19 protein-coding genes are annotated in these 18,934 nt (G+C 41.8%); 15 read left to right on the top strand and 4 right to left on the bottom strand.

The genetic code is table 11. The annotated features are described in order from the left end of the window. The first annotated feature begins 47 nt into the window (after positions 1 to 47). The 8 genes from K8L98_RS02310 (at position 48) to lepB (ending at position 7,656) form a co-directional block, all read left to right on the top strand. Positions 48 to 1,148 carry an amidohydrolase/deacetylase family metallohydrolase gene (locus K8L98_RS02310; protein WP_223439247.1) on the top strand — a complete coding sequence of 367 codons (1,101 nt, stop codon included), beginning with the start codon at positions 48 to 50 and terminating at the stop codon, positions 1,146 to 1,148. Continuing rightward, positions 1,126 to 2,232: a DgaE family pyridoxal phosphate-dependent ammonia lyase gene (locus K8L98_RS02315; protein WP_223439249.1), complete on the top strand. Its 1,107-nt coding sequence runs from the start codon at positions 1,126 to 1,128 to the stop codon at positions 2,230 to 2,232. Before K8L98_RS02310 ends, K8L98_RS02315 begins: the two co-directional genes overlap by 23 nt. A 1-nt stretch (position 2,233) precedes the next feature. Continuing rightward, positions 2,234 to 2,989 (top strand): 2-dehydro-3-deoxy-phosphogluconate aldolase, encoded by a 756-nt coding sequence (gene dagF / locus K8L98_RS02320; protein WP_223439251.1) that lies wholly within the window; start codon positions 2,234 to 2,236, stop codon positions 2,987 to 2,989. Further along, entirely contained in the window at positions 2,982 to 3,998 is a 1,017-nt protein-coding gene (locus K8L98_RS02325; protein WP_223439254.1) for a sugar kinase, read from the top strand. Before dagF ends, K8L98_RS02325 begins: the two co-directional genes overlap by 8 nt. Before the next feature lie 11 nt (positions 3,999 to 4,009). Further along, positions 4,010 to 4,726 (top strand): GntR family transcriptional regulator, encoded by a 717-nt coding sequence (locus K8L98_RS02330; RefSeq protein ID WP_223439262.1) that lies wholly within the window; start codon positions 4,010 to 4,012, stop codon positions 4,724 to 4,726. An 83-nt stretch (positions 4,727 to 4,809) separates the two neighbouring features. Further along, positions 4,810 to 6,135, top strand: a complete 1,326-nt coding sequence (locus K8L98_RS02335) for a GntP family permease (protein ID WP_223439265.1) — start codon at positions 4,810 to 4,812, stop codon at positions 6,133 to 6,135. 814 nt (positions 6,136 to 6,949) lie between these two features. After that, the gene (locus K8L98_RS02340; RefSeq protein ID WP_223439267.1) at positions 6,950 to 7,132 is read left to right on the top strand and encodes a hypothetical protein; all 183 of its coding nucleotides are present in this window, start codon (positions 6,950 to 6,952) and stop codon (positions 7,130 to 7,132) included. After that, positions 7,129 to 7,656, top strand: a complete 528-nt coding sequence (lepB, locus tag K8L98_RS02345; protein ID WP_223439269.1) for a signal peptidase I — start codon at positions 7,129 to 7,131, stop codon at positions 7,654 to 7,656. Before K8L98_RS02340 ends, lepB begins: the two co-directional genes overlap by 4 nt. 75 nt (positions 7,657 to 7,731) lie before the next feature. On the opposite strand, the gene K8L98_RS02350 is transcribed toward lepB, so the two are convergent. Further along, on the bottom strand, positions 7,732 to 8,253 hold the full coding sequence (locus tag K8L98_RS02350; protein ID WP_223439271.1) for a DUF2269 domain-containing protein: 522 nt from the start codon (positions 8,251 to 8,253) through the stop codon (positions 7,732 to 7,734). Positions 8,254 to 8,493: 240 nt separating this feature from the next. Here K8L98_RS02350 and K8L98_RS02355 point away from each other — a divergent pair, with 240 nt between their 5' ends. Genes K8L98_RS02355 through K8L98_RS02365 form a run of 3 tightly spaced genes read left to right on the top strand, consistent with a single transcriptional unit; the run spans position 8,494 to position 10,598 of the window. Then, positions 8,494 to 8,961 carry a DUF2243 domain-containing protein gene (locus K8L98_RS02355; RefSeq protein ID WP_223439273.1) on the top strand — a complete coding sequence of 156 codons (468 nt, stop codon included), beginning with the start codon at positions 8,494 to 8,496 and terminating at the stop codon, positions 8,959 to 8,961. Continuing rightward, a complete protein-coding gene (locus tag K8L98_RS02360; protein ID WP_420828853.1) occupies positions 8,957 to 9,745 on the top strand; it encodes a cytochrome c oxidase assembly protein in 789 nt (262 codons plus the stop codon). Before K8L98_RS02355 ends, K8L98_RS02360 begins: the two co-directional genes overlap by 5 nt. Before the next feature lie 16 nt (positions 9,746 to 9,761). After that, positions 9,762 to 10,598: an NAD(P)H-hydrate dehydratase gene (locus K8L98_RS02365; RefSeq protein ID WP_223439277.1), complete on the top strand. Its 837-nt coding sequence runs from the start codon at positions 9,762 to 9,764 to the stop codon at positions 10,596 to 10,598. A gap of 214 nt (positions 10,599 to 10,812) precedes the next feature. On the opposite strand, the gene K8L98_RS02370 is transcribed toward K8L98_RS02365, so the two are convergent. Continuing rightward, positions 10,813 to 11,367 carry a DUF3231 family protein gene (locus tag K8L98_RS02370; protein WP_223439279.1) on the bottom strand — a complete coding sequence of 185 codons (555 nt, stop codon included), beginning with the start codon at positions 11,365 to 11,367 and terminating at the stop codon, positions 10,813 to 10,815. 1,972 nt (positions 11,368 to 13,339) lie between these two features. On the opposite strand from K8L98_RS02370, the gene K8L98_RS02375 reads away from it, so the two are divergent. From K8L98_RS02375 to K8L98_RS02385, 3 genes are all read left to right on the top strand, one after another. Beyond that, complete coding sequence (locus K8L98_RS02375; protein ID WP_223439282.1) at positions 13,340 to 13,894, top strand: cysteine hydrolase family protein; 555 nt, start codon at positions 13,340 to 13,342, stop codon at positions 13,892 to 13,894. A 122-nt stretch (positions 13,895 to 14,016) separates the two neighbouring features. Further along, entirely contained in the window at positions 14,017 to 14,388 is a 372-nt protein-coding gene (locus K8L98_RS02380; RefSeq protein WP_223439284.1) for an iron chaperone, read from the top strand. 285 nt (positions 14,389 to 14,673) lie between these two features. Beyond that, positions 14,674 to 15,150 (top strand): DinB family protein, encoded by a 477-nt coding sequence (locus K8L98_RS02385; protein ID WP_420828817.1) that lies wholly within the window; start codon positions 14,674 to 14,676, stop codon positions 15,148 to 15,150. A gap of 240 nt (positions 15,151 to 15,390) precedes the next feature. On the opposite strand, the gene K8L98_RS02390 is transcribed toward K8L98_RS02385, so the two are convergent. Both K8L98_RS02390 and pdxR read right to left on the bottom strand, forming a co-directional pair. After that, positions 15,391 to 16,365 carry a bile acid:sodium symporter family protein gene (locus K8L98_RS02390; protein WP_223439288.1) on the bottom strand — a complete coding sequence of 325 codons (975 nt, stop codon included), beginning with the start codon at positions 16,363 to 16,365 and terminating at the stop codon, positions 15,391 to 15,393. Between the two features lie 364 nt (positions 16,366 to 16,729). Beyond that, positions 16,730 to 18,181, bottom strand: a complete 1,452-nt coding sequence (pdxR, locus tag K8L98_RS02395) for a MocR-like pyridoxine biosynthesis transcription factor PdxR (protein WP_223439290.1) — start codon at positions 18,179 to 18,181, stop codon at positions 16,730 to 16,732. Positions 18,182 to 18,316: 135 nt separating this feature from the next. Here pdxR and K8L98_RS02400 point away from each other — a divergent pair, with 135 nt between their 5' ends. Then, positions 18,317 to 18,934, top strand: coding sequence for a LysE/ArgO family amino acid transporter (locus K8L98_RS02400; RefSeq protein WP_223439292.1), 618 nt, complete (start codon positions 18,317 to 18,319; stop codon positions 18,932 to 18,934).

The following is an 18,934-nucleotide window of genomic DNA, read 5'->3' on the forward strand; positions in this document are numbered from 1 at the left end:
ATAAATGTAAGCGCGTTCCGAGAGGATCATGGAAAAGGGTGACAGGTATGAAGGAACGATTTGTATTGCGAAATGTAAAGCTTGTGAATGAAAAGGAAATGGATATTGTGGTTGAAGACGGTAAAATTGCCGAGCTGACAAAGGCTGGGAGCGGATGCGGAGAGGAAGTATACGATTACTCTGGTGCTTATGTTTCAAGCGGCTGGATTGATTTACATGTCCATGCCTTTCCTGAATTTGATCCGTATGGCGATGAAATCGATGAAATAGGAGTAAAACAAGGTGTTACTACCATTATAGATGCAGGAAGCTGCGGGGCGGACCGGATTGCGGATCTTGCTGCAAGCAGGGAAAGGGCTAAAACGAATTTGTTTGCCTTTTTAAACATTTCCCGGATTGGCTTAAAACGAGTGGATGAATTATCTAAGTTAGAATGGATCGATACAGAGAAAGCCGTACAGGCGGTACATGAGTATAAAGATTTCATTGTCGGATTAAAGGCGCGAATTAGTAAAAGTGTAGTTCGTGACAGCGGCATTGATCCTTTGCGTATTGCCCGGGCCCTTTCAAGGGAAACATCTCTGCCCTTAATGGTGCACATTGGCTCTGGACCGCCAAACATTGAAGAGGTCATTCCGCTCTTGGAAAAAAGGGACGTGATTACTCATTATCTCAACGGAAAAGAAAATAACCTTTTTGATGATAGAGATAAACCGCTTCAAGTGTTTATAGATGCGATCAACCGCGGCGTGCATTTGGATGTCGGTCACGGAACGGCGAGTTTTTCATTTAAGGCAGCGGAAGCAGCAAAGGCTAATCTCATAGGTTTAAATACAATCAGCACGGATATCTACCGAGGGAACCGAGAAAACGGTCCCGTCTATAGCATGGCAAACGTTTTAACGAAATTCCTTTATTTGGGATACTCACTTAAAGAGGTGATCGCAGCTGTCACGACTAATGCTGCAGGATGGCTTGAAAAACCGGAACTGGGACGAATCGAGGTTGGAGACGCTGCAAACTTAACCCTATTTACCGTGCAAAGCGATCCAATTACTCTCATCGATTCCGAAGGGGATGAACGGGTAGCTGAAAAAAGGATTGAAACAAAAGGAGTGGTTGCAAATGGCGAATTCATTAAATGCTAAATATGGACTGAAACGAGTGATTAATGCAAGCGGACGAATGAGTATCCTTGGTGTATCAGCTCCGACGGATACGGTGATGGATGCAATGAAACAAGGCGGTCAAAGGTATACAGAGATCGCTGATTTAGTGGATAAAGCCGGCGATTATGCTGCGGATATCCTTGGTTCAGAGGCAGCTGTTATCGTGAACTCGGCATCGAGCGGGATTGCGCTTTCAGTTGCGGCGCTGGTGACTAAAGGGAATCGCCGGAAGAGCGAGCGCCTTCATCAAGAACTCATTCCTCAAAATGAAATCATCATGCTGAAAGGCCACAATGTCCAATACGGAGCACCGGTTGAGACGATGATCTATTTGGGCGGCGGAAAGCTCGTTGAAGTTGGCTATGCCAATGAAGGAAAGGCAGAACATGTTGAAGATGCCATTTCAGAAAACACAGCAGCCATTCTTTATGTCAAATCGCATCATGCTGTTCAAAAAAATATGATTTCCGTTGAGGAAGCATGGGAGGTTGCCATGCGAAACGGCGTACCGCTTATTGTGGATGCTGCTGCGGAAGAAGATCTTCAGAAATATGTGAAATACTCGGATCTTGCGATTTACAGCGGTTCAAAGGCTATTGAAGGACCGACTTCCGGAATCGTGGGCGGCAAGAGAACCTACATTGAATGGCTGAAAGTGCAGCTTCATTGTATAGGAAGAAGCATGAAAGTCGGCAAAGAAACGACGTTCGGCCTCCTTCAGGCACTTGATGAATATGGCGTAAAGGAAGATAAAAGCGAACAAGAAAAAGATGCCTTGCAAGTGTTGATGCCGCTGAAGGAGATTCAAGGAGTCAATGTGACGATTGTACAAGATGAAGCGGGCCGGGCCATTTTCCGTGCGCGCATTCAAATAGATCCAGAGCAGGCAAATACAACTGCAAAAGATATCGCAGCGGGACTGCGTGAAGGGGACATTGCCATCTACACACGTGATTATGGTGTGAGACAAGGCTTTTTCGATATCGATCCGCGTCCGCTGCAAGGCGATGATATCCATGTCATAGAAGCGAAAATCCGCGAATTAGCAGAAGGGGGAAAATAAGATGTCAACTATAACAAAACGGTTTTACAAAGATCGTGTTGCATTAAATGTTCTGGCCAGCAGCATAGAAAATGCGAAAGAAGTATTTGAAGCGGCAGAAGGGCATGTTTTAGTCGGTGTTCTTTCAAAAGATTATCCGACAGCAGAAGAAGCAGTTGCGGCGATGAAAGAATACGGAAAAGAAATTGAGGAGGCTGTATCGATTGGACTGGGTGCAGGTGACAATCGCCAGGCTGCTGTAGTGGCGGAGATTGCGAAACACTACCCTGGCAGTCATATTAATCAAGTTTTCCCTGCAGTTGGAGCAACACGTGCCAACCTTGGGGAAAAAGACAGCTGGATCAACAGCCTGGTATCTCCGACAGGACGCCCGGGATATGTGAATATCTCAACAGGCCCCGTTAGCGCTGCACAGGACGAGCATGCGATTGTACCGGTAAAAACGGCCATTGCCCTTGTGCGTGATATGGGAGGCAATGCATTGAAATACTTCCCAATGCAAGGATTAAGCCGTGAAGACGAGTTCCGTGCTGTTGCAGAGGCATGCGGTGAAGAAGGATTTGCGCTTGAGCCGACTGGCGGAATCGACAAAGAGAATTTTGAAGCCATCTTGCGCATTGCCCTTGAAGCGAACGTACCGCAAGTTATCCCTCATGTGTATTCATCGATCATTGATAAAGAAACCGGAAAAACAAATGTCAGCGATGTGCGGGAATTGCTTGAAACGATGAAGAACTTGGCTGATCAAAATGGCTAAAAAAATTGCGGCTTTTGGTGAGATCATGATGCGCTTGCAAGTACCTGGATATGAACTCTTGTCACAAGCGGGCACATTAAACTATTCCTTCTCAGGGACGGGCGTGAATGTCACATCAGCGCTTGCACGTTTTGGGCATACCGGGTACCTCGTATCCGCACTGCCGGATAATACAATCGGCGAAGCGGCCCTTTCGCACCTTCGAAAATTGGGAGTTTCTCAATCATTCATTGTACGGGATGGGAAATATGTTGGCATGTACTTTTTAGAAAATGGATTCGGAGCGCGGCCGAGCCGCGTAACCTATTCAAACCGTCAGGAAAGCAGCTTCAATACAGCCCCTGCAGGAACGTATGAGTTTGAAGAGATTGCCAAAAGAATCGATATTGTTCATTTTTGCGGTATAACACTCGCGATGAATGATTCGGTCCGCCATCATATGAAAACGTTCGCAGCAGCGGTCAAAGAAAATGGCGGCACAGTTGTCTTCGATTGCAACTACCGCCCGTCCCTTTGGGGGAATGACGGGTATGAAAAAGCGAAGCCGGAATATGAAGAAATGCTGCATCTGTCAGATACAGTCATGATGAATGAAAAAGATGCGATGTTTGTTCTTGGTATGGAAACAGAGAAGGAAGAACGGACTGAACAGCTTACAGATCTGATTCCGGCGATTGCAAAAAAGTATAATATCTCCGTCATAGCGGGCACTCATCGTTCAATCAATGGCGACAATACTCATTCCTTGCAGGGCTTTATGTTTAAGAATCAAGCATTCACCTTTTCAAAAGAACTCACGTTTTCCGTCTATGATAGAATAGGTGCTGGAGATGCCTATACTAGCGGTATCGTACATGGTGAGGCAGAAGGATTTTCACCGAAAAAAACGGTAGCGTTTGCAGCAGCAGCAGCAATGCTTGCGCATACGATTGCTGGCGATACCCCAATGTCAACGGAGAGTGATATCCTCCGCGCAATGACGGAATCAGTGGGCGATGTAGAAAGGTAGAGGATGTAACAGTGAACGTATCTCGAAAAAAAGGACCCTTATATTTACAAATAAAGAAAATCTTAAAAGACCGGATTTTACATGGGGTGTATCCTCTTGAAGCAAATATACCTTCAGAACCGCAATTGGAAAATGAATTCGAGGTCAGCAAAATTACTGTCCGCAATGCCATAAATGAGCTTGTTCTGGAAGGATACCTTGAAAAGAAGAGCGGCAAAGGCACGAAGGTTATCCGAAATACTTCTGCTTCAAAGCTTTCCAAAGGGAAACGTTTTACGGAAGTATTAGTAGAAGAAGGGCATAAAATTCAAAAACAATTGCTGAAAGCTGAAATAATAAGCAATCAAGAAGGCTCAGAACCGTATCGATTATTCGGGGAGCATTGTTTTCGAATCGAACGGCTTTATCGTCTTGATGGGGTTCCCTATATTCATTTCACGCATTATTTAGATTCGAGGTGTATAAAAGGGACGGACCCATCAGATTTAAGCGTGCAATCCTTATATGATTTGATTGAAGAACAAGATATTTCTTTAGAAAAGTTTCGGGATGGGTTTGCTGTTGCCATCGCACCTTCGTCTGTGGCGGAAATATTGCGTGTGAAAGAGAGAACATCTTTATTAAAGAGGTCGCGTTATTCCTATGATGAAGCGGGCGATGTGATCGAATACAGTGAAGGTTACTATAACACGGACATGCAGCATTATATAGTTAATTTTGATAGATAGGAAACGCGGGAAAAAAGGGATGCAGCACCTTTTCCTGACGGGCTTTTGAAAGCGTTTTCTGTATAGGGGAGGGGGAATTTAATATGGAAATGTATCTATTAATGGTTACTTTTTTATCCATTGTGATTGTTATTTTAGGAGTAGCATGGTGGAAATGGCATGCGTTTATTAGTTTAACGGTTGCAAGCTTGTTCTTGGCCATCATGTCTGGATTATCAATGGATAAAATTATTGGAGCTTATGAAACTGGAGTTGGAAGCGTTTTAGGTCACCTGGTTGGGATTTTGGCGCTGGGCACGATTCTAGGAAAGCTGATGTCAGATTCAGGTGCCGGAATGCAAGTAGCAGATTTTTTCATTCGGTTCTTTGGTGTAAAGAGATTGCCGTGGGCAATGCTTTTCTCAGGTTTTATTATTGGAATCCCGGTATTTTTTGAAGTGGGAATCGTGATCTTATTGCCGCTGGTCATATCAATTTATAAAACTACAAAACAGAACATTTTATTAATCGCACTGCCTGTTATTGCAGGATTATCCATTGTACATGGTCTTGTTCCGCCGCATCCGGGGGCAATGACCGCAATCGGCATCTATGATGCCGATATGGGAAAAGTCCTGATTTATTCTCTTGTTATTGCGCTGCCTGCATCCATCATTGCAGGACCATTGTTTGCGAAGTGGGTGCATAAACGCGTGATTCCTGAAGGAGAGCCGGAGCTGATCCGTATCAACACGGCATCAAAAAAATTACCGGGTACAGGAATTTCATTCGTCATTATCTTATTACCTGTTATCTTAATGATTCTGTCGGTTGTTGCGCCTTATATGGCACTGCCTGATGGCGTCGTGAAATTCTGCCTGTTCATCGGCAGTCCAGTAATGGCCCTTCTAATTGCTTGTTTTGCAGCCTACTACTTCCTTGGATTTCGCCAAGGTTTCGATAAAAACTTATTGAAAAAGTTAACGGACGAATGCCTGCTTCCGGTTGGTTCAATCATTCTCATCATCGGTGCAGGAGGCGGGTTTAAGCAAATCCTTATTGATAGCGGTGTCGGCACTTCAATTGCTCAAATGTCTGAGCAGGCATCCTTATCTCCTATTGTTTTAGCATTTATGGTAGCAGGTTTAATTCGAATTGCGACAGGTTCGGCAACGGTCGCATTAACAACCGCTGCCGGTATCGTTTCACCAATTATTGAGCACATGTCCGGTGTGAACTTGGAATTATTGGTTATTGCGACTGGTGCAGGTTCACTCATGTTCTCACATGTAAACGATGCCGGTTTCTGGCTGGTAAAAGAATACCTGGGGTTAACTGTAAAAGAAACCTTTAAAACATGGACTGTATTAGAAACATTATTGTCATTTATCGCTTTTGGAACTGTTTTGCTGTTTGATCTGTTCTTATAAAATCAATGCCCCTCTGCATGCCAGCAGAGGGGGTTTTTATTTAAAAGGAATATTTTTTGATAGAAAGGTATGGGAGTAAAAGTAAAAAGAACAATCATTCCCTGAAGAAGTGAGCATGATCATGATCGTGCTCTTTTTGTTGTTGGTTATCTCTTCTCATTAGAGAGGTTCTTCTAATTCTGTGATTTATACGCATCCAGCAAAATAGCAATTTGACTGATAGTGAAGGTAATAGAATCAAAAAATACGCATTCAGTTGAAAGGATTATAATCTTTGCTTGCTGATCCTGCTAGGATTTTTTTACATAAAATTAATGAAAATTGGTTAATGAATTAAGATAGCAATCTTAAAATATTATTAAACACACATAAATTGGACCAGCCGTTACAACGATCGATGATCTTAAAATATGGAAAAGATCACTTTCGAACACTGAAGTTAAGGCTCTTTCAGACTCATATAAATAAATGATTAGAAAAATGGAGAGGCGGCCCTTATAAAAAAGGTGCTGCCTTCTTTCATTCATCATCTTTCAGCATGTTTTATAAGGGACATCGCTCCTTATTTATGGCATGATAAAAATAGCTTCCCTGTATTTTGAAACTTTCCGATGTGTTCTTTCGTAAATAGTGATATAAAGAAACGGTTGAAAATGAGTGCTGAAAATAAGAACCGAACAGGTTTGGCTATTGGGATTCACTGGGAGCGGGAATTGGCATTGCACTTGATAATCTTGCTTGCTATGGGAATTACAATCGGGATTGTTTTTGGAATAGCATTCAGTTAAAAAAATAAATCGTAAGGCGGGATCGCATGAAAAATTGGACGGTTGTATTTCTTTGTCTCTTTTCTGCCTCTATTGCAGGAGGTATGGCGCTGAATTCTATTATTGATTACGCCATGCTTGCAGGTACGGGGCTAGGGATTTTCTGTTTGCTGACGGCTGGCTTTTTTCAGGGCAGAAAAATGGAAGCTGAAATGGAGGGGAAGCAATGAAGGAAAACATGAAAAAGGAAATTTGGAGCTGGACGAAATCGCTCCTGCTTGCCGTCGCTCTTGCTTTTATTTGCAGGGAATTCCTTTTCGCGCCGGTCTTGGTGGAAGGAAAGTCCATGCAGCCGACATTTGAAGATCAAAACCGGCTGATTATCTCCAAAACGAGCGAAATCCAGCGTTTTGACAAGGTGGTCTTTCACTCGCCTGAGCCAGGAAAAGATTACATCAAGCGTGTCATCGGGCTTCCAGGTGATACGGTTGAAATGAAACAGGATACTTTATACATTAACGGAAAGAAATACGATGAGCCTTATCTGGCTGAATCTAAGCAGAACCTCCCTGAGGGGGAACTGCTGACTGAAGACTTTCAGGCAACCGTACCTGAAGACGCCTACTTTGTCATGGGAGATAACCGGAGACAAAGCAGGGACAGCCGTGAGATAGGCGAGGTTTCTGCGAAGGAAATGATTGGTGAAGTAAAGCTGCGGTTTTTTCCGTTAAATGTTGCAGGTTTTCCTGAATAAGTGAACTTGCACTCTCTATTAACTTTTCTGCAGGAGCAGGCAGGCGAGGTAAACAGAATGATGAAGGTGCTGTCTTCAATTGATGACAGCACCTTTTTTATGGAGCTTTTTCTTTTTCCACGGCTTCCAGACTGAAATGATGATGATGAAAATAGTAATGGCAATCTGAATAATGACGGCGTACTGTCTGATGGAATGATTCTGAATGAATACGGCATTGCTTAAAGCTGCGCTGCCTTCAGCCTCAAGAAGAGCCATGTTTGCCATCATCAGCTTGTCGACGATAAAAATTCCATTGAGAGTCTGCAGGATGAAAAGAATCCATTTCACTGCAAGCCAGCGGTGCCTGAAAAATCCCCAATTCGTAAAAAATCCATAAATAAATGCAAGAAGCAAAGTTCCAATGGCACCGGTCCGAACAATCAAATCGCTTATTTCAACAAGGTGTTTGTACGTTGAAAGCGTATCTGTATAAACGGCCAGTGACAAGCCATAATTCAGCGCTAATGAGCTCATGATTCCGCCAAAGAATAGGGAAATGAGCAGAATGTGAGCAATTTTGAGCCATTTCAATCCGGCGGGTCCAGCTTTTTTCATGAAGTTCCTCCTTTCACTATTTTCATGAAGCCTATTCAGTCTATCAATCGAAAAGAAAGGCAGGGATGGTCCGCAGATGCATTTGCAGATAGGGCGGGAGGCTGATTTTATAAAAGGATACATGTTCATCAGAGAGGATTGCAGATATATGATATCTGAGCCCATTTCAATATAGATGTTTATGTCCGTTATTTAATGGGGAATTTTAGTAATAAACATTTGGAATGGAGGCACCTCGTTATGGATCCTGCACAATCGGCTCAAAGGGAGGCATATTCTTCCCGCAATCTGTTTTCAGGCATTTTGTTTGGCCTGGGTCTTGTGGCATTTATTGATGAAACTATTTTTCATCAGCTGCTGCACTGGCATCATTTTTATGATAAATCCACAACGGATATCGGATTAGTCTCGGATGGTCTGTTTCATGCGTTCAGCTGGCTTGCAACAATAGGAGGTTTATTTTTGTTTGCGGATCTAAGACGCCGGAATGCCTTGTGGATCAAGAGGTGGTGGGGCGGTGTCTTGTGTGGGGCCGGAGCTTTTCAATTGTATGACGGCACAGTTCAGCATAAGCTGATGGGGCTTCATCAGATTCGGTACGTGGATCATGTGTACATATATGATTGGATCTGGAATATCATCGCAGCGTTGATGCTGGTTGCCGGGATCATTCTCATCGCCCGGACAAGAAAGCGGAAAGCTGATTAGTATGCATCATTCACATCATGTTATCGGAATCGGACCTCAGTTACTGTTGGCCCTGCCATTTATCGCTGCTTTGGTTTTGTATGGTATTGCTGTATCGATCTCTAATCGCAGCCGAAGAAAATGGCCTGTTTACCGGTCTGTTTTTTGGTTTATTGGGATTTTTTGCGCTGTTTCTGCAGTGAGCGGTCCTTTAGCCAACCGTGCCCACATGGATTTTACCGCGCACATGCTCGGACATTTGCTCCTCGGCATGCTGGCGCCGCTTCTCATGGTGCTTGCTGCACCAATGACTCTCCTCCTGCGATCCTTAAAGGTGAATCAGGCAAGAAGGCTCACTCATGTTCTGAAAAGCTTGCCAATACGGATTTTAAGTGATCCTCTCACTGCTTCCTTGCTGAATGTGGGAGGACTTTGGCTCCTTTATACGACGGATTTATACCCAGCCATGCATCAGAATTCCATTCTCCATATCGTTATCCATTTTCATGTTTTCTTAGCGGGGTATTTGTTCACCGTGTCTATGATTTATATTGATCCGGCACCGCATAGGACGAGCTTTGCTTATCGTGTGATTGTGCTGGTGCTGGCGTTCTCCGGCCACGGAATTTTGTCTAAGTTCATTTATGCTCATCCGCCAAATGGAGTGTCTCTGGGGCAGGCCGAGGCTTCGGGAATGCTAATGTACTACGGCGGAGACGTAATAGATATTGTGATTATTTTTATTCTCTGCCTGCAATGGTACCGTGATGCACGACCGCGTGTCGGGGAGCTATCCGTAAATTAGAAAGGAGGTAACCTAAATGAAAGCTCATCCATTTTGGAAAGAGGAAAACGTAAGAACAACACTTCCGAAAAGAGAGGCTTCAGGTCACAAAGGAACCTACGGAACTGGTCTCCTTTTAGCGGGAAGCAGAGATATGCCAGGAGCAGCGCTGCTTTCAGGACTTGGAGCTATGCGCAGCGGGATTGGCAAACTGGAAATCGGGACTGATGAAGAGGTGATCCCGTATGTTGTCCCTGTTTTGCCTGAGGCAACCTATTTGAGAAATGGATTGCAGAAAACGGCGGAAAGATCCGTTGACCTGGCAAAATATAAGGCTGTTGCTGCAGGTCCTGGTATAGAACCAAATGAAGAAACGGAGAAGGCCATTCATCAGCTGATGAAATCGGAATCTCCCCTCATATTGGATGCGGGGGCTTTAACTGAGCGGATGTATGATGAAAGACAGGAACCTGTGATTCTCACTCCCCACCCTGGTGAATTTTCGAAAATAACAGGAGTTGACCTAAAAGAGCTTCAGCAAAATCGCTCGCATCATGCATCCATTTGGTCTGAGAAGCTTGGTGTAACCATTGTTCTTAAAGGAAACGAGACAATCATCGCTTTCCCTGATGGTGAAGCCTGGACAAATCCGACAGGGAACAGCGCGCTTGCAAAGGGAGGCACCGGCGACACACTAACTGGTATGATGCTTGGCATGCTGTGCTGCCATAAGGAATGGAGACATGCGGTCTTAAACGCGGTCTATCTTCACGGAGTACGTGCCGATAAATGGTCCGAGCAAAGGTCAGCCCATACGATGCTCGCCCATGAATTAACGGAGCTGCTTCCTGTGGTCTGGAAGGGGTTTGAATAGGTTAAGGCCGGAACAGCAGGTTTAAGAGTTCAATACTAAATTAACAAGCGAACTAACTGACCAAGTATATCCTAATTAAAGGGGGCAATTGCAGCATAAAGCAATCGTCCCCTTTAGGTCATATAATGGCTGGATGCTGAGTAAGATTTCTTAGAAAAAATGCCTTGTTCCTTTTTTTATAAAAATCCTTATAAGGGGCAGCACTATAAAAGTTTTAACTCAATGGTTGTTGAGAACCAGCTGGGACGTAAAACGGCGGTACTTTAATCCATCCGCGTTTACGCATTAAATGTTTTAATCTAGTCGCGTAAGCCAATTTTTCTGCTTGAAACTGAACAAACAATAAACCAACATCTGTACGAATTGACTCAGTAGCGGCACCAGCTGCTTTCATAATCAAACTAATGATTTTTAAAGATAATTCGTTTGCAATCACATCATCCGTTAATTTAACACCAAGAGGAATACTGTTAGAATCTGATATTGGCATATCTTCAGGGGCAGGAGGCAGTGTAATGCCTTCCTTAATCAAGAAATCATGGAGTTGTTTCCTTTGACTGTTTCCGAGTTTCATATCTTCTTCAAGAATTGCTTTTAATTCATCATCCTCCGTCGTATTTAAACCTGCTTGAACGGATACTTTGGCTAATTCAAGACCTGCCAAGTAAATCCAGCATGCCATCACTTCTCCGACATGAAGAGGTTGATCTTTATCTTGAACTGTCATTGATTTCATTGCATCCATAACTGTTTCCCATACATTTACCATGTGATTCCCTCCTGCTTTTGTCGCTTAATTATTTATATTGTTTGTCCCATAAGATTTTTTATTCAATAGTTGATAATAAGAGATTAGGGAAGAAATATGTTATTTTTATTTTGTAATCGGGGCGCTTTTCTTTAATTGGAACGGCGTCTTTCTTTATGAAACGGGTCAGTATCCAAAATCCTGATTGTGAGGGTTTTGGGTAATCAAACAATCTCTTTGAGTTTCCAAAATCCTGATTATGCGGGTTTTGGGGAATCAAATGCCCTCTATGAGTATCCAAAATCCTGATTATGCGGGTTTTGGGGAATCAAATGCCCTCTATGAGTATCCAAAATCCTGATTATGCGGGTTTTGGGGAATCAAATGCCCGCTATGAGTATCCAAAATCCTGATTATGCAGGTGTTGGGTAATCAAACGCTCGCTATGAGTATCCAAAATCCTGATTATGCAGGTGTTGGGTAATCAAATGCCCTCTATGAGTATCCAAAATCCTGATTATGCAGGTGTTGGGTAATCAAACGCTCGCTATGAGTATCCAAAATCCTGATTATGCAGGTGTTGGGTAATCAAACGCTCGCTATGAGTATCCAAAATCCTGATTATACGGGTTTTGGGGAATCAAATAACCTCTTTAAGTATCCAAAATCCTGATTATGCAGGTGTTGGGGAATCAAACGCTCGCTATGAGTATCCAAAATCCTGATTATGCGGGTTTTGGGGAATCAAATAACCTCTTTGAGTATCCAAAATCCTGATTATGCGGGTTTTGGGTAATCAAACGCTCGCTATGAGTATCCAAAATCCTGATTATGCAGGTTTTGGGGAATCAAACGCTCGCTATGAGTATCCAAAATCCTGATTGTGCGGGTTTTGGGTAATCAAACGCTCGCTATGAGTATCCAAAATCCTGATTATGCGGGTTTTGGGGAATCAAACGCTCGCTATGAGTATCCAAAATCCTGATTATGCGGGTTTTGGGGAATCAAACAACCTCTTTAAGTATCCAAAATCCTGATTATGCAGGTGTTGGGGAATCAAACGCTCGCTATGAGTATCCAAAATCCTGATTATGCGGGTTTTGGGGAATCAAATAACCTCTTTGAGTATCCAAAATCCTGATTATGCGGGTTTTGGGTAATCAAACAACCTCTTTGAGTATCCAAAATTCTGATTATGCGGATTTTGGGGAATCAAATAACCTCTTTGAGTATCCAAAATTCTGATTATGCGGGTTTTGGAGAGTCAAACGCTCGCTATGAGTATCCAAAATCCTGATTATGCGGGTGTTGGGTAATCAAACGCTCGCTATGAGTATCCAAAATCCTGATTATACGGGTGTTGGGTAATCAAACGCTCGCTATGGGTATCAAAAATCCTGATTATGCAGGTTTTGGGTAATTAAACAACCTCTTTGAGTATCTAAAATCTTGATTATGCAGGTGTTGGGGAATCAAATGCCCTCTATGAGTATCCAAAATCCTGATTATGCGGGTTTTGGGGAATCAAACGCTCGCTATGAGTATCCAAAATCCTGATTATGCAGGTTTTGGGGAATCAAACGCTCGCTATGAGTATCCAAAATCCTGATTGTGCGGGTTTTGGGTAATCAAACGCTCGCTATGAGTATCCAAAATCCTGATTATGCGGGTTTTGGGGAATCAAATGCCCTCTATGAGTATCCAAAATCCTGATTATGCAGGTTTTGGGGAACCAAACAACCTCTTTAAGGGAAGGGATTTTCATAATAAATCGAAGATACTTAGAGGATGTAATTTCTGTTAGCGATCAGGACATTTGTTTCAGCAAAAATAAAATAAGGAAATGATTTGTCATGACATTACGAACGATTTCAGAAGTACGGTTTAATTGATAATCCCGGATGAGATAGTATAATTTATCTTAAAACAAACTAATTGGCGCTTTAAAGGGAAAATGCAATTGCTGAGTTTGTTCAGAGATGGAGTGAAAGGTATGGAAAGTACCAAAGTTTTAGTAATTATAGATGTTCAAAAAGCTTTTAACCACAAAAAATGGGGAGAACGAAATAATTTTCATGCCGAAGAAAACATTAAGAAAGTGCTGGATATATGGCGTGATAAAGGATGGGAGGTAGTCCATGTTCAACACTTATCTGAAAAACCGGGTTCAGTTTTTTATTATAAAGAGGACGGTTTTTCTATAAAAGACATCGTTGCTCCTCTCAATCATGAAAAAGTAATAACCAAAACGGTTAATAGTGCTTTTATTGGAACTAATCTTAACGAATATTTAAAAAGTATTAATACGGACAAAGTAGTAGTTACTGGCTTGACTACCCCGCATTGCGTTTCAACCACTACAAGAATGAGCGGGAATTTGGGTTATGATACTTATCTGCTTTCAGATGCAACAGCAGCTTTTGGAATGAAGGATCATAACGGTGAATATATAGATGCAGAAACGATTCATAATCTTTCTCTTGCGACTGTTCACAATGAATTTGCCACCGTGTTAAACACCGAGCAATTTATTAAATCTATTTTGTGAATTCAATGGACTGAACCAGTTAATTACGAATTGCTAGAGCAGATAATTGAATTTAATATCAAGGATAAGGCTTTAGAATTCGAATTTTTGGCGGCAATAGCATAATATCGAAGGAGGAAGACATGGAAGTTTTCGCAAAATATTTAGCAGGTATTGATAACCCCGACCACCGCGATCGAACAGAGGAAATTTTGACGTGGGTTGCTGATAAATTCCCGAATTTGAAACCGCACATCAAGTGGAATACGCCAATGTTTTCCGATCACGGCACATTTATCATCGGCTTTTCCACAGCGAAGCATCATTTGAGCGTTGCACCCGAAGAAGCAGGCATTACCCACTTTGTCGATGACATTGCACAAGCTGGCTACAGCGCTACCAAAGGCTTGTTTCGAATTCGGTGGGCTGAGCCGGTAAATTACGAATTGCTTGAGAAAATGATTGAATTTAATATACAGGATAAAACAGAATATACGAATTTTTGGCGGGAATAATCCATTACGCCGTATCTAAAAAAGCATGACACAAAAAATGTCATGCTTTTTTGCAGCTCAGGTAGTAGCCGTATGCGAACGCCCGTTAAAATACTTCCCCAGCACCGGTTATTAGATGTTAGCGAGTATGAAGAGGATTCTAACGTTTTTTCATATATAGAGACAAAACATTTTGATCATTTCTTCCAAAAGGAGAAATGCTCTTTTTTATTGAAGTAAAGGGCAGGATTTTTAACAATTACTGACGAAATCATTATTTTTAAAGGAAAACTGTTCAAGGAGGAGATGACTTTGAATCGTATTGAATTCCTTATAAACCTGCTAGATTCGACGTTTGATAAGGAGAGTTGGTATGCTCCGCTTAAACATGCAATTGAAGGAGTCACGGCAGAACAAGCCAGTTGGAGACCAGCTGGAGAGGCAGCCAAAACAATCTGGGAGAATGTTAATCATCTCATTTATTACAAAGAGAGACTTGTAGCAGACATGGAAGGCCGTGAATGGACACATAATCTAAGCGGTGACGAAAACTTCTATCTCACCGAACAATCAAATGAAAATAAGGAATGGAAGAAAGTCATTGAACGTGCTGAAAACGTTCATCACAGTTTAAGGCAGATACTGAGTGGAACTTCTGTTGAAGAGCTTGACCAAAATTCCCTTGAAGGGAAACTGCTGGATATATTTCTTCACGACGCTTACCATACGGGTCAAATTATTCAAATCAGAAAAATGCAGGGGTCCTGGCCATCCCATCGTTGACCGAACGAAGAAACATTGGGTGAAATAAATTATTATATATCTAACCACATTATAAATAGTCTCTAAAGGCAGCGTAGCTGTCTTTTTAAAATAATTCAAGTGAAAGAGGTGTCCATTAAGGACACCACTTTCACTTGAATATTCCTTGATGCTTTACGATGTCATTTCAAACCTGCCTGTCGCAATAGATTGACTTTTTTATCCTTAAAATACCTTTTAGGGTTTTCTGCGTCAATTTTATTAGGAAACTTGCTTTGGATTTTTAACTAATTTCATTTCTTGCTCTTTTTTTGCGGACTTTTTCGCCCAGTACGTGGCAATCAAAGGTCCAGAAATATTGTGCCACACTGAGAAAATTGCACTCGGAACAGCAGTAAGCGGTGAGAAATGGGCGGTTGCTAATGCTGCAGCAAGTCCTGAGTTCTGCATCCCGACCTCAATCGAAATTGCCTTTTGATCGGCATAAGGGAATTTGCACCATTTTGAAATAAAGAAACCTAATAGCAATCCAACAAAATTATGCAGAACGACTACACCGAGGATCGCCAAACCGGATTCAAGGATATTATCTTTATTCCCGGCTACCACTGCTGAGATGACGCCGACGATCCCAATTACTGAGACAAGCGGCAGGATTTTCGCCCCTTCTTCTGCTTTGTCCTTCAATATCCATTTGAAGACGATACCGAGAATAATAGGAATAAGAACGATTTGAACCGTCGAGAGAAGCATATCTTTTCCTGATACAGGAAGCCACTGGCTCGCTAATAAGTAAATAAGCGCCGGAGTCAGGATAGGTGATACCAAAGTCGCTACCGATGAAACCGCAACTGACAGGGCGACATTTGCTCTTGCCAGGTACGCCATTACATTCGATGCAGTTCCCCCAGGGCAGCAGCCGACCAATATCACGCCAACAGCCACTTCAGGAGGAAGATTCAACCCTACGGCCAGAAGATAAGCGGCACCAGGCATAATGATGTATTGAGCAGCAACCCCTACGAACACGGCCAGGGGCTGTTTGAATACAGCCTTGAAATCTTTAAAAGACAACGTCAATCCCATCCCGAACATGATAATTCCAAGAAGGAGCGGGATATAAGGTGCTATCCAGGTAAAACCTCCTGGAAACAACAAGGCCAAAGCCGTGAATAGTAAGACCCAGTAGATAAAAGTGTTACCTGCTGCTGTACTTATTCTTGCTAGCAAATTCATTCAATAAGCCACCTTTTTTAGAATATTTTTTATAATATTCAGATAATATATCATATATTTCGATAAAAAAACACAAAAACCACAGAATACGAAAATTTTTAGCGAATTTTGCTATTTGACAGGTTCTCACCAATAAACTTCGATTTTTATATCTGCCAAACTTCATTCGCCGAATCCTCATAAGCTGTGCGGTATTATTAAGAGGCTTTTGGATACTAACAGGCAGGATTATTTATCGTTTTAAAGATGGAAAATTGGTTCTATTCAACAATCGGGGGCAATTATGAAGAAAAATAAACCCAAATTTCACATTTATGATGCTGAGAAACTGGGCTTTTAATTTGGGGAAAAATTGATTGTTCCCCTATTCGGCAAGTCTACTTATTATCATTGATAAACGGCGCAGACCGTCTTCTAAACTTGGAAGAGATGCAAAGGAATAGGAAATGCGCAGATATTGGCAAGCCTGATTATCATAGACGTTTCCGGGGTTTAGTAATATGCCTTCTGCAAGTGCATGTTCAAATAGTTTTCTTATAGAGATTGACGGCAATAAACGTACCCAAACATAAAATCCTCCACTTGGCTTTTCCCATGTTGCAATACTGGAAAAATACTGGTTTAAAGTATTTAATGTAAAATCCCTTCGTATTTTAAGCTGTTTTCTTATTTCCTTAAGATGCTGATCATAAAGTCCGCTGGAAAACCATTCTGCTGCGGCCCACTGTGATAAAGAACTGGAACCATAGTCGGTTTGCATTTTAATATCTGCTAAGTGCTCAATAACTGGTTCTGGACCAACTACCCAACCAATTCGAAGACCTGGACTTAATGATTTAGATAAACTTCCCAAATATAAATCAAGGCCATTTTTGTCAAAAGCCTTAAGGGGTTTTGGCGGTTTTTCCTCTAACCATAACTCTCTATAAACATCATCCTCGATTATTGGCAATTGTTCTTGTTGACAGATGTTTAATAATTGATCACGTCTTTTAACAGTCATTAAAGTTCCAGTAGGGTTGTGAAAAGAAGGAATTGTATAAAGTAATGCAGCTTTATGTTGTTTTTTATATTGTGGAATATGTTCTGCTTCAAGTCCTTCTTTATCTAACGGGATGCCGACTAATTGCATACCTGCTGATTGGAAGACATGCACTGAATTGAGATACGATGGCTTTTCTGTTAATACGGTAGAACCTTTATGTAATAAACCAACACTAATAAGCTGCAGGGCTTGTATAGCACCTGAAACGATTAAAATGGAAGAGGGTGAAGCCTGAATTCCAATTGTTTTTAAATAGCTGCTTATTTGCTCCCTGAGCGGCAACAACCCCTTCGGTTCTTCATAGCCATAAGTTAATTCTCTAGTAGACAATTTTTCGAAAACTTGTTTCATTGAAGTGCCAGGCATGAGTTCCGGTGATAATTCTCCTGTTCCTAAATGGATTATGTCAGGAATAAATTCAGCTTGATTTATTTCTTGAATCGTTGGCAAGTTGGGTTTGTGAATGCCAGAATTTACGTAGGAACTCCAATCCGGGGGAGGGGCAGTTGTTAAAAGGTTCCATGTATTATTAACCACTCTTGTTCCACTGCCGGTTTTTCCTTCAATAAGTCCTTCCGCTGTTAATTCATCATATGCAGTTACAACTGTACTTCGATTTACTTCAAAAGCTTTTGCCAGTGTGCGTTGAGGAGGGAGCTTATATCCTATCGTCCATTCCCCATTCGATATCTTTTCTTTTATAAATTCAGTTATTTGTTTATGTAATGGTACAGGTGAAGACTTATTTGGCTTCCAATCGATTGAAAACATCCAATGGTTCTCCTTTTTATTATTTATTATATTATTTGGTTGGTTTGAATTCCATCCAATTGGTCGGAGACATGGTCCATATCTTCAACTAAACTATGACTAATTTAATAAAATGGAAGAAAGGGAGAACATTGGATGTTAGAACCATTTATTCATGGATTTATTCTTGCACTGGGATTGATTCTGCCTCTTGGCGTCCAAAATATTTTTGTTTTTAATCAAGGGGCGCTGCAGCCGCGATTTATTAAAGCATTACCTGTTGTGATTACTGCCTCTTTGTGTGATACGCTTTTGATTTTAGTGTCTGTCTTAGGGGTTTCCTTACTGATTCTAGGTTCATTTTGGATCAAAACAATCCTTGTTGGGGGAGGTTTTATCTTTTTAATTTATATGGGATGGACCACATGGAATAGTAAACCGAGCAATGAAAGAGCAGAAATTGCAAAGAAATTTTCTTTGAAGAAACAAGTCTTGTTTGCGGCATCTGTTTCCTTACTTAACCCTCATGCAATAATGGACACGATGGGTGTGATCGGACCAGGTTCGTTAAGATACGAGGGGGAAGAAAAAGTTATATTTGTTTTTTCATGCATGGTGGTTTCGTGGAGTTGGTTTTTAGGACTTGCGCTAATTGGGCGAATGAGTGGAAAACTCGATAAATCAGGAAACTTTATGTTTGTATTGAATAAAATATCTGCCTTAGTAATGTGGGGGGCAGCCGTTTATCTTGGACTATCTTTAATTAATCATTAA

The organism is Metabacillus dongyingensis, assembly GCF_019933155.2.
In the GTDB taxonomy this organism is placed as follows: Bacteria; Bacillota; Bacilli; order Bacillales; family Bacillaceae; genus Bacillus_P; species Bacillus_P dongyingensis.

What these genes read in the sequence shown, in the direction of transcription:
- K8L98_RS02380 (WP_223439284.1), top strand. Translation starts at nt 14,017, where the DNA reads ATGGAAGTTTTCGCAAAATATTTAGCAGGTATTGATAACCCCGACCAC.
- K8L98_RS02365 (WP_223439277.1), top strand. Translation starts at nt 9,762, where the DNA reads ATGAAAGCTCATCCATTTTGGAAAGAGGAAAACGTAAGAACAACACTT.
- K8L98_RS02350 (WP_223439271.1), bottom strand. Translation starts at nt 8,253, where the DNA reads ATGAAAAAAGCTGGACCCGCCGGATTGAAATGGCTCAAAATTGCTCAC.
- dagF (WP_223439251.1), top strand. Translation starts at nt 2,234, where the DNA reads ATGTCAACTATAACAAAACGGTTTTACAAAGATCGTGTTGCATTAAAT.
- pdxR (WP_223439290.1), bottom strand. Translation starts at nt 18,181, where the DNA reads ATGTTTTCAATCGATTGGAAGCCAAATAAGTCTTCACCTGTACCATTA.
- lepB (WP_223439269.1), top strand. Translation starts at nt 7,129, where the DNA reads ATGAAGGAAAACATGAAAAAGGAAATTTGGAGCTGGACGAAATCGCTC.
- K8L98_RS02375 (WP_223439282.1), top strand. Translation starts at nt 13,340, where the DNA reads ATGGAAAGTACCAAAGTTTTAGTAATTATAGATGTTCAAAAAGCTTTT.
- K8L98_RS02315 (WP_223439249.1), top strand. Translation starts at nt 1,126, where the DNA reads ATGGCGAATTCATTAAATGCTAAATATGGACTGAAACGAGTGATTAAT.
- K8L98_RS02325 (WP_223439254.1), top strand. Translation starts at nt 2,982, where the DNA reads ATGGCTAAAAAAATTGCGGCTTTTGGTGAGATCATGATGCGCTTGCAA.
- K8L98_RS02340 (WP_223439267.1), top strand. Translation starts at nt 6,950, where the DNA reads ATGAAAAATTGGACGGTTGTATTTCTTTGTCTCTTTTCTGCCTCTATT.
- K8L98_RS02370 (WP_223439279.1), bottom strand. Translation starts at nt 11,367, where the DNA reads ATGGTAAATGTATGGGAAACAGTTATGGATGCAATGAAATCAATGACA.
- K8L98_RS02335 (WP_223439265.1), top strand. Translation starts at nt 4,810, where the DNA reads ATGGAAATGTATCTATTAATGGTTACTTTTTTATCCATTGTGATTGTT.
- K8L98_RS02385 (WP_420828817.1), top strand. Translation starts at nt 14,674, where the DNA reads ATGACTTTGAATCGTATTGAATTCCTTATAAACCTGCTAGATTCGACG.
- K8L98_RS02355 (WP_223439273.1), top strand. Translation starts at nt 8,494, where the DNA reads ATGGATCCTGCACAATCGGCTCAAAGGGAGGCATATTCTTCCCGCAAT.
- K8L98_RS02310 (WP_223439247.1), top strand. Translation starts at nt 48, where the DNA reads ATGAAGGAACGATTTGTATTGCGAAATGTAAAGCTTGTGAATGAAAAG.
- K8L98_RS02390 (WP_223439288.1), bottom strand. Translation starts at nt 16,365, where the DNA reads ATGAATTTGCTAGCAAGAATAAGTACAGCAGCAGGTAACACTTTTATC.
- K8L98_RS02400 (WP_223439292.1), top strand. Translation starts at nt 18,317, where the DNA reads ATGTTAGAACCATTTATTCATGGATTTATTCTTGCACTGGGATTGATT.